Genomic DNA, 549 nt, shown 5'->3' with positions numbered 1-549 from the left:
CAGCCTGGACATATAGTTACCAAATACAACAAAAGGCCGTCTGAAACTTTACTCAAATTTCAGACGGCCTTTACTGTATTCAAAAGATTATTGCGCTTTGGTTTCCGTTACAAAACCGATTTTACTGATACCGGCTTCGCGCGCCGCTTGCAGGGCTTGGTTGACATAATCGTATTCAACCGCTTTATCCGCCGCAATCGCCACAATCACATCTTCGTTTTTCGCTTTGGCTTCTTTCAGCTTGGCAGTTACCGTTGCCAAATCCACTTTGGTATCCGAATCTCCGCCAACGATATAAGCTCCATTGGCATCAATGCTCAAACGCAAAGGATCTTTAGGCTGCTGCTTATCCTCTTTCGCCGCTTTTTCCGAAGCAGTCGGCAACTCCAAAGGAATCGAGTGGGTCAGCACCGGCATGGTAATCATAAATACAATTAGCAACACCAGCATCACGTCCACCAAAGGTGTCACATTGATATCCGACATCGGCGCATCATCGCCGGAATTCATTGATCCGAAAGCCATGGTTTAATCCTTTTGGTTCAGAAG

At 46.1% G+C, this 549-nt stretch carries 1 protein-coding gene; it reads right to left on the bottom strand.

Annotation, left to right across the window (positions count from 1 at the left end):
• Positions 1–87: 87 nt before the first annotated feature.
• Entirely contained in the window at positions 88–525 is a 438-nt protein-coding gene (locus ACTHSP_RS21465; RefSeq protein WP_314513876.1) for a biopolymer transporter ExbD, read from the bottom strand.
• Between the last annotated feature and the right edge of the window lie 24 nt (positions 526–549).

It is taken from the genome of Neisseria sp. P0001.S005 (assembly GCF_051963715.1).
Note: the sequence above shows the minus strand (reverse complement) of the source record. Positions and strands in the feature narration are given on the sequence as shown.